This is a genomic window from Kocuria sp. CPCC 205258 (assembly GCF_040981005.1).
Taxonomy (GTDB): Bacteria; Actinomycetota; Actinomycetes; order Actinomycetales; family Micrococcaceae; genus Kocuria; species Kocuria rosea.
Genome location: NZ_JAVKPS010000022.1, coordinates 1 through 9,258 on the forward strand (window position 1 = coordinate 1; position 9,258 = coordinate 9,258).

Sequence of the window (9,258 nt, forward strand, 5' to 3'; positions counted from 1 at the left end):
TAAGACCCGCAGCGCCGATGGTACTGCACCCGGAAGGGTGTGGGAGAGTAGGACACCGCCGGACCACACCAAGGGTCGAGCCCCCGCACCACACGGTGCGGGGGCTCCCCGCATTTAACACCCCTGCACAACCCCCACAGCGCGGCACCACAGCGGGGCACGCCCGGACGACCCCCGAACAGCAGAGCAGGCCCCCACCGGCAACGGTGGGGGCCTGCTCTGCTCCGTACGGGTCCGGGCGGTCAGCCGACGATCTTGCCGGGGTTGAAGTTGCCGCCCGGGTCCGCCGCGGCGAACAGGCTCCGCAGGAGCTGCACGCCCTCGGCGGAGACGTCCTGCTCCATCCAGGGGCTGTGCTCGAGTCCCACCCCGTGGTGGTGGGACAGCGTGGCGCCGGCGTCGATGAACGCCTGCTGGATAGCGCCCTTGATCACGGCGTACTCGGCGTGGGGGTCCTCGCCGATCTCGTAGCCGAAGGTGAAGTAGAGGCAGGCGCCGGCGTGGTACGAGTGGGACATGTGGGACATGATCCACCCGGTCTTGCCCTGCGCCTCGAAGGCCCGGTGCGCGGCGTCGTAGACCGCCTGGTGCACCGTGGTGAGCTTGGACCACGGTGCGGCGGTCTCGGAGACGTCGCCGATGGTGTTCTGCTCGAGCAGGAAGTCGCGCAGGTACGGGGTGTCGAACTTCTTCTGGTCGTAGAGCGCGCCGGGGCCCGCACCGAGCACCAAGGCGCCCTGCTTCTTGACGATGCCGGCCACGGCCTTCTTCCGGCGTTCCACCTCGGGCTTGGCGCCCTCGAAGCACACGTAGGCGATGCACATGGCGTCGGTGTCCCAGCCGCGGCGCCGCATGACCTCCCACAGCACGTCCTGGCCCTTGGCCGTGACCTTCTTCTTCAGCGTGGCGGGGGCCTTCTGGGTGGAGAGCGAGAACGCGGTCTCGTGCGCGTCGGAGACGCGGGCGAACGTGGTGCTGATGCCGGACCGGGCGATCTCGCGCATCGCGACGAGCGCCTGCTGCCACGTGGGGAACATGTACGCGATGACCTCGCGGTGCTCGGCGATGCGGTGCACGTGCACGTCCAGCTGGGTGATCACGCCCAGCCTGCCCTCGGAGCCGATGATCATCTCCCGCAGGCTCGGACCCGTGGAGGTCGAGGGGAGGGGGCGCAGCACCACGGTGCCGCCCGGGCGCACCACGCGCAGCCCGCGCACGATGTCGGCGATGTCCCCGTACTTGTCCGACTGCATCCCCGAGGAGCGCGTGGCGGCCCAGCCGCCGAGGGTCGAGTGCGTGAAGGAGTCCGGGAAGTGGCCCAGCGTCCACCCGCGGGCGTTGAGCTGCTCCTCCATGTCCGGGCCCAGCACGCCGGCCTGGATGGTGGCCAGTCCGGAGGTCTCGTCGAGCGAGAGGACCTGGTTCATCCGGCCCAGATCGAGGGAAACGATCGTTCGTTCCTCATGGGGATCCGGCTGGAGGCTCCGCGAGATGCTCGTGCCGCCGCCGAACGGGATGACCACGAGGTCGCGCTCCACCGCGAGCCGCAGCACCTGGGCGACCTCCTCCTCCGTGCCGGGGTACACGACCACGTCGGGCACCCGCGCGAAGTCCCCGGCCCGGGTGAGCAGCAGCTCGGTGACGGACTTGCCGGCCCAGTGCACGATCCGCAGCTCGTCGTCGAGGGTCAGGTGCTCTGCGCCGGTGATGGCGGCCAGCGCCTCCAGGAGGGGCTCCCCGGCGCGGGAGGCGGGGACGCTGACCGTGGAGAAGTCGATGGTGTCGCGCTGCCGGGGCCGCAGGTCCACGTCCAGGGCGTTCTTGACGAACGGGGCGAAGGCGGGCTTGTTCGCGTACTCGAAGTGCACGCCTTCCTCGCCCCACCCCCACCACTTCATGTGCTTCACGTGTGCCATCTGCGCAGTACTCTCCTGGTTCTCGGGGGGGGGGGTGACGGTGGTTCAGGCGTCGATGCGCGGACGGTGCTCGGCGTAGAGCGCCCGCACCGAGGCCTCGATGCGGTCGTTGAAGGACGAGGTGGGCTCCTTCTCCCGGGCGACCAGCGGCTCGCCGACGGCCACCACCACGCGGGGGCGGCCGCGGCGCGGCCAGCGGGCGCCGCGGGGCATCGCCTCGTAGGCACCGATCAGGGCGACGGGGACCACCGGCACTCCCACGGCCTTGGCCAGGCCCGCGGCACCGATCTTGAAGGACCCCATCTTCCCCGTGCGGGACCGGGTGCCCTCCGGGAAGATCAGCAGCGGGACGCCGGCCTTCAGCAGCTGCTTGGACAGTCCCCGGTTCGCTCCGGTGCCCGTCCGGTCCACCGGGAAGGCGTTGAAGATCAGCTCGGTGAACATGCGCTTGTGCGGGGCGGTGAAGAAGTAGTCCGCGGCCACCCCGGTGGCGAGGTCCCGGCGGATGCGCCGGGGCACCGAGCCCAGGACGAGCGGCGCGTCGAGGTGGCTCGAGTGGTTGGCCACCACGATGCACGCCCCGTCCAGGGCGTCGGCCGCGGGGTGCGTCACCACGGTCCGGCGGACCGTGCGGTACGCGAGGCCCTGCAGGAACACCCGCTGGGCGATCCGGCGGGCGAGGCGGCGCCGCGGGTCGCGGAAGCGGTCGGGGCTCAGCTGCGCGGAGGACGCGGGCGGGGCCTCCGGCGCGGCCTCGGGGGAGGGGCCGGCGCTGCCGCCGTCGATGGAGCGCTGGACCGGGACCGGGTCCTGGGGGTCGCGGCGGGTCACGAGCCGGCCGCCCGTTCCTTCTGGCGGGCCGAGGCGACGAGCCCCGAGATCCGGCGCACCGCGGAGCGCGGCAGGTGCCGCAGGGCGAACCCGAGGAGCCGGTAGCGCTTGGTGGGCATCGAGAGCACCTTGCCGCGCGCGACGTCGTCGAGGGCCTCCTCGACCACGCGCTCGGGGCTGAGCCACATGAAGGAGGGGATCGAGGAGCCGCTGATGCCGGCGCGCTCGTGGAACTCGGTGCGCACCCAGCCGGGCAGCAGGGCGGTGACGTGGACGCCCGTCCCGTGGAGCTCCACGGCGAGGGCCTCGGTGAACGCGGTCGTGTACGCCTTGATCGCCGAGTACGAGCCCATCGTGACCAGGCCCGCGGTGGAGGAGACGTTGATGATCCAGCCGGAGCCGCGCGCCGTCATCGCCCGTGCCGCGGCCGAGGAGAGCACCAGGACGGCCCGGCACATGACCTCGAACGCGCGGTCGTGGGCGCCGGTGTCCGGATCGGCGAAGCTGGTCTTCACGGAGAACCCGGCGTTGTTCACGAGCACGTCCACGGGTCGCTCGGGGTCCTCGACCCGGGCGGCGACGCGGTCCACGTCGGTGCGGTCGGAGAGGTCCGCGGGCAGGACCTCGACCGGCACGCCGTGCTCCGAGCGCAGCCTGGAGGCCGTCTGCTCGAGGCGGTCCGCGTCGCGGGCCACCAGGACGAGTGCATTTCCCCGGCGGGCCAGGGCTTCGGCGAACGCGGCGCCGATGCCGGACGTCCCCCCGGTCACGAGAGCGGTAAGCATGAGATCTAGGCTACACTACGGTAGCCGTAGCGCAGCCGGGTGCGGTCCGCTCGAGGGGCGTCGTCGTCGCCCGCCGGGCAGGGCCCGCCCGCAGCCCCCCGCCCGCTCCGCACCGGCGGCGGACCAGCACACCACCGGAGGAACACCGTTGACCGAGACCCCCACCACGCGCGTCCTGCTGACGGGAGCCACCGGATTCCTCGGGCAGGCGGTGCTCGAACGGCTGCTGTCCGCCCACGAGGGTGTGCACGTCACCGCCGTCGTCCGTCCCAAGGGCAGCATCAGCGGTGAGCAGCGGCTGCGGCAGCTGCTGCGCAAGCCCGCCTTCCGCACCTGGCGGGAGAGCGTGGGCGACGTCGAGGCGAAGCGGGTCTTCGCGGAGCGCACCGCGGTCCTCGAGGGGGACCTGTCGGCACTCGCGGGCATCACGGAGCCGTTCGACGTGGTGATCCACTCGGCCTCCACCGTGTCCTTCGACCCGCCCATCCACGAGGCCTTCAGCACCAACGTCGGCGGCGCCACCGGTCTGTACGACGCGCTCCTGGCCTCCGGGCAGGACCCGCACGTCATCCACGTCTCCACCTGCTACGTCGGGGGGATCGCGAAGGGCCTGCGCCCCGAGGCGGCCGTGGACCACGAGGTCGACTGGGCCGCCGAGTTCGAGGCCGCCCAGCGGGCGCGCGAGGAGGCCGAGATGGCCTCCCGCACCCCGGAGCGGCTGCAGGCCATCATCGACGCCGCCACCGCGGACCACGGCAAGGAGGGGCCCAAGTCGGTGGCCCGCGCCGCGGAGGCCGCGCGCGAGGAGTGGGTCCGCACCCGCCTCGTCGAGTACGGGCGCACCCGGGCGCAGTCCCTCGGCTGGACCGACATCTACACCTTCACGAAGGCCCTGGGCGAGCGGGTCGCCGAGCAGAAGTGGGCGGGCGCCGGCCACCGCCTCTCCGTGGTGCGTCCCTCCATCATCGAGTCCGCGCTGCGCCACCCGTACCCCGGCTGGATCGACGGCTACAAGGTGGCCGACCCGCTGATCATGGCCTACGCCAAGGGCGCCCTGCCGGAGTTCCCGGGGCTGCCGGACTCCGTGCTCGACGTCATCCCCGTCGACTTCGTGGTCAACGCGATCGTGGCGCTGGCCACGGGCGGGCACCGCGCCCCGTCGGGCGCGGCCACCCCCGACGGGCAGGCGGACCCCGCCCCCGCGTACTACCAGGTCTGCTCGGGTGCCTCGAACCCGCTCCCGTTCCACCAGATGTACGAGAACGTCCGCTCCTTCTTCCTCGCCCACCCGCTCGAGGACGCCGACGGCAAGCCCATCCGGGTGCCCGAGTGGAAGTTCCCGGCCAACAACGCCGTGGAGCGCTCGCTGGCGGTCAAGGAGCGGCTCTCCGCCGTGGGCGGCCGGATCACCTCCGCGCTGCCCGCGACCTCCCGCACCCGGGAGTGGTCGACCTCCCTGCACCGGATGCAGTCCGGCCTCGGCTCCCTGCGCACCTACGTGGACCTCTACCAGTCCTACACGCGCACCGAGATGATCTTCGACGACGCCAGCACGCGGCAGCTCAACGACTCGCTGCCCGCCGGCACGCCGGAGGACCGGACCTTCGACGTCCGGTCGATCGACTGGGCCGACTACTGGAAGAACGTGCACCTGCCGGCGCTGACCACGATGACCAAGGCCTACGGCCGGCTCCAGGCGGCGTCCAAGCGGCGCGGCACGACCCGGCGGGGCCTCAGCGAGGGCACGGACGTGCTCGCGGTCTTCGACCTCGAGGGCACCGTCCTGGACTCCACGGTCATCCGCCAGTACCTCCAGCTGCGCCGCCGGACGCTGCACCTGGCGAAGTGGCCCGCGGAGGTCGCCGACCTCGTCTCGAGCGCCCCGACCTACCTCAAGGCCGAGAAGCGGGACCGCGGGGAGTTCATCCGGGCGTTCATGCGCCGCTACCAGGGCGTGCCCGCCGGGACCGTGCGGGAGCAGGTGGCCGGGCCGCTCGGCGAGGACATGCGGCGCCTCCTGCGCCCCGGGGCCCTGAGCCGGATCGAGGAGCACCGCGCCGCCGGGCACCGCACGGTGCTGGTCACCGGGTCCATCGACCTGCTCGTGGAGCCGATCGCGCACCTCTTCGACGAGGTCGTGGCGGGCCGGATGGACGAGCGCGACGGCGTGATGACCGGCTACCTCGCCGCCCCGCCCCTGGTCGACGAGGCGCGGGCCCAGTGGCTCAAGAAGTACGCCGAGCAGGGCGGCTACGACCTCTCCCGCTCCTACGGCTACGGGGACTCCCACGCGGACGCCAGCTGGCTGCTGCTCATGGGCCACCCGTACACGGTCAACCCCGACCTGCCCCTGTACCGGCTGGCCCGGAAGAACCACTGGCCCATCGAGGACTGGAAGACCGCCTGAGCGCTCCGGCGGCGGACGGCGAGCAGGAGGGCACCGATGGGCGACGACGACCGGACCGATCCGCGGACCGTCACCACCGACAAGAAGATCACCGCGGCGGCACTGGCCCTCCTGCGCGAGGGCGGACCGCACCGGGTGACCATCGAGGCGGTCTCGGCGGCCTCCGGCGTGGCCAAAACGTCGATCTACCGCCGCTACGCGAACAGCCTGGAGATGCTCGAGGGGGCCCTCGAGGACGCCGTGGCCACGTACTCGCCGCAGCGGCCGAGCGCCCCGGCGAGCTGGGACGAGGGCCTCGCCGAGGCACTGGACTTCCTGCTCCACGACATGGGCATCGGGGTGGCGGTCTCGCTGCTGAGCGACCCGGAATCGGAGACGTCCCGGATCCTGCGCGCGCACCTGGTCCGCCCGCGCGTGGAGCGGCTCAAGGAGCTCCTCGCGGCGGAGACGGCGGCGGGACGGCTGAACCCGGACCTGGACGTCGACGTCGTGCTGGACTTCGTGCTGGGCTCCGCCTACTCGCACGTGGCCCGGTACGGGAGCCTGGGCGACGACTGGCCCCGGCGGGTGCACCGGACCCTGACCGGGGTCCTCGAGGCGCACCGGCCCTGACCCGTGCGGGCCGGCTCCCGGCTCAGAAGACCTCCCGCTCGTCCGGGCGCTGGGCCAGCTCCGAGGCCACGTAGTCCTCGACCGCCGTGTGCGTCGCCACGTCCTTGCCGGCGCGCTCGGAGAGGAACCACCGGTGCTCGAGCACCTCGTGCACGATCTCGGCGGGCTCGAGCTTGCGGCGCATCGGCGGGGTGACCGCCTCCATGATCGGGGAGAACACCTCGCGCATCCACAGCTGGGCCACGAGCTCCTCGGGCAGGCCGGGATAGAGGTCCTGCCCGAGCTGGGCGATGTCGGTCAGCAGCCGGCGCGCCTGGTTCTCGTGGGCGCCGAGGCCGGTGAGCCGCTGCAGGCGGCGGGTGTGGTGGCCGGGCTCCACGACCTGCGGGCGCAGCCGGATCCGCCCGTCGACCGTGTCCATGGACGCCTCCTCGACGTCGAAGCCGAGCTCGTTGAGGCGGCGCACCCGCTCGACCACGCGCCAGCGCTCGTCCATGCTGAAGGTCTCCTCGACCGTCAGCTCGCGCCACAGGAACTCGTAGGTGGCCACGAGCCGGTCGGAGACCTCGAAGGGGTCCACCACGTCCGCGATGTCGTGGCCCTCCTCGACGGCGCCCGCGAGCAGGTCCATGATCTCCCCGGCCACGTTGGTGCGGGCCAGCTCGATGTCGTACCCCCGCTGGCCGCGCGTGAGCTCCGGGTGGATCTCGCCGGTCTCGGCGTCCACCAGGTAGGCGGCGAACGCGCCGGCGTCCCGGCGGAACAGGGTGTTCGAGAGCGAGACGTCACCCCAGTAGAAGCCCGAGAGGTGCAGCTGCACGATGAGCGAGGCCAGCGCGTCCACGAGCCGCTCGACCGTGGCGGCGCTGGGGCCGGCGGAGAAGATGGCCCGGTAGGGCAGGGAGAAGCTCAGGTGGTCGGTCACCAGGGCGGCCGGCAGGGGCTCGCCCTCGGGCGTGTACCGGTCCGTGACCACGGAGTCCGGCACCACGGACGGGATGCCCATGCGCTGCAGCCGGCGCAGGGTGGCGTACTCGTGCCGGGCGTAGTGGGGGACGGTCTCCTTGACGGCGACGATCTTCTCGCCGGCGTGGGCGAAGCGCACCACGTGCCGGGAGATGCCGCGGGGGAGAGCGGCGAGGACGTCCTCCGGCCACTGCTCGAGGGGGGTGCCCCACGGCAGCTCCAGGAGCACGGGATCCGGGAAGGCCGTCTGGATGGACACGCTCCCGGACCGTCCGCCGGGGGCGGGACCGTCCTGGGGCGCGAGGGGGAAGTGTGGGGCCAGGGAACCCTTCATACCTGGTCATGCTAGCAACCGGGACGGGCCGGAAGTCCCCGCGGGGCCTCCCGCGCCCGTTCCCGGCGGTCGCTAGGGTGGGGAGGGTGTCGATCGAACAGCGCATCCATGCGCACTACGCCGGGCTCTCGCCCCAGGAGCAGCGGGCCGCCGACCTGATCCTGGACCACCTGGACGACCTCGCCCTGTACAGCTCGGCGGAGCTGGCGCAGATGAGCGGCGTCTCCCGCGCCACCCTCTCCCGGCTGTACCGGCACCTGGGCTTCGAGTCCTTCACCGACCTCCGGGAGACGGCCCGCACCCTGCGCCAGCAGGGCGTGCCGCTCGGCCCCGACGCCGACCCGGAGCTGAGCCAGCACCTGGAGCAGGAACTCAAGAACCTGCGCAAGGTCCTGGACCCGGCGGGGGAGGACCGCCCGGCCCGGGCCGTGCGCGCGCTCGCCGACTCGGGAACGGTCCTGGTCGTGGGCCTGCGCAACAGCTACCCGGTCGCCCTGCACCTGAAGCAGCAGCTGCAGCAGGCGCGGGACCGCGTCCGGCTCGCCCCGCTGCCCGGCCAGACCCTCGGCGAGGAGCTCGTGGACGTGGGCGAGGGCGACGTCGTCGTCCTGCTGGGCTTCCGGCGGCGCCCCCGCGGGTTCGAGCGCCTGGTGGAGGTCTGCGCGGCCACGGGGGCGCGGACCGTGCTCGTCGCGGACAGCACGGCCCGGCGCCACGCCTCGGCCGTGGACCTGTGGATCGAGTGCCCCCTCGACGGCGTGGGCCCGTTCGACTCCTACGCTGCGGCCATGAGCCTCGTGTCGGTGCTCGCCGACGGGGTGCTGGCCGCCGCGGGTCCGGACGGGCGACGACGGGTGGGCCGCACCGCCGAGCTCTACGAGGAGCTCGAGGAGCTGGACCTGCGCTGAGCGCCCGGCGGTGCCGAGGAAAGGGCCACCGGGCGCCGCGTCCACCACGGCGGTCCCGGCCCGACCCTGGGTCGGCGGTGCGCGGCCCCGCAGCATCCATTAGAATTCGTCAGTTGGCTGATCACTCCGGGTCCTGAGCGACCCGGTCCGTCCCGAGAGGAACCCGCCATGCATGATCCCCAGGCGCTCGCCCAGGCCGAGACGCACCTTCTCCACGTGCTGGAGCACTCCGATCCGCCGCGCGACGCCAGTCGCTACAACGTGACGGCGGCCGCACGGGACTACCACGACCGCACCGGCACCTGGGACGTGCAGGACGCCGACCCGGACCTCGTCGAGCAGGTGCTCGCCGCTCACCCCGCGGACGACTGATCCGGCCCCGGACGCGCCACGGCGCCCTCCCCGTCGGGGGAGGGCGCCGTGGCGTCGGTGCGGTCGGCCGCTGGGGTCAGTCGGGGAGGCGGTTGCCGGTGGCGGTGTCGAACAGGTGCACGTGGTC

Annotated in this window: 8 protein-coding genes; 4 read left to right on the forward strand and 4 right to left on the reverse strand. The window is 72.8% G+C overall.

Features of this window, described 5'->3' with window-relative positions; genetic code table 11:
- Window positions 1-242: 242 nt before the first annotated feature.
- The 3 genes from RF644_RS18560 to RF644_RS18570 are packed head-to-tail and all read right to left on the reverse strand — an operon-like array spanning window position 243 to window position 3,532.
- Window positions 243-1,916 carry an FAD-binding oxidoreductase gene (locus RF644_RS18560; protein WP_368797645.1) on the reverse strand — a complete coding sequence of 558 codons (1,674 nt, stop codon included), beginning with the start codon at window positions 1,914-1,916 and terminating at the stop codon, window positions 243-245.
- 45 nt (window positions 1,917-1,961) lie between these two features.
- Window positions 1,962-2,747: a lysophospholipid acyltransferase family protein gene (locus RF644_RS18565; protein WP_368797646.1), complete on the reverse strand. Its 786-nt coding sequence runs from the start codon at window positions 2,745-2,747 to the stop codon at window positions 1,962-1,964.
- The gene (locus RF644_RS18570; protein WP_035930281.1) at window positions 2,744-3,532 is read right to left on the reverse strand and encodes an SDR family oxidoreductase; all 789 of its coding nucleotides are present in this window, start codon (window positions 3,530-3,532) and stop codon (window positions 2,744-2,746) included. Before RF644_RS18570 ends, RF644_RS18565 begins: the two co-directional genes overlap by 4 nt.
- A 148-nt stretch (window positions 3,533-3,680) precedes the next feature.
- Between RF644_RS18570 and RF644_RS18575 the strand changes: the two genes are divergently transcribed.
- Complete coding sequence (locus tag RF644_RS18575) at window positions 3,681-5,939, forward strand: HAD-IB family phosphatase (protein WP_368797647.1); 2,259 nt, start codon at window positions 3,681-3,683, stop codon at window positions 5,937-5,939.
- A gap of 36 nt (window positions 5,940-5,975) precedes the next feature.
- Window positions 5,976-6,551, forward strand: coding sequence for a TetR/AcrR family transcriptional regulator (locus RF644_RS18580; protein WP_368797648.1), 576 nt, complete (start codon window positions 5,976-5,978; stop codon window positions 6,549-6,551).
- Between the two features lie 22 nt (window positions 6,552-6,573).
- Here the strand turns inward: RF644_RS18580 and RF644_RS18585 are convergent, their stop codons facing one another.
- On the reverse strand, window positions 6,574-7,776 hold the full coding sequence (locus tag RF644_RS18585) for a DUF4032 domain-containing protein (RefSeq protein ID WP_368797649.1): 1,203 nt from the start codon (window positions 7,774-7,776) through the stop codon (window positions 6,574-6,576).
- A gap of 161 nt (window positions 7,777-7,937) precedes the next feature.
- On the opposite strand from RF644_RS18585, the gene RF644_RS18590 reads away from it, so the two are divergent.
- Together RF644_RS18590 and RF644_RS18595 are read left to right on the forward strand one after the other, a co-directional pair.
- Complete coding sequence (locus tag RF644_RS18590; RefSeq protein ID WP_368797650.1) at window positions 7,938-8,759, forward strand: MurR/RpiR family transcriptional regulator; 822 nt, start codon at window positions 7,938-7,940, stop codon at window positions 8,757-8,759.
- Between the two features lie 168 nt (window positions 8,760-8,927).
- Entirely contained in the window at window positions 8,928-9,131 is a 204-nt protein-coding gene (locus RF644_RS18595) for a hypothetical protein (RefSeq protein WP_368797651.1), read from the forward strand.
- Window positions 9,132-9,258 lie beyond the last annotated feature (127 nt).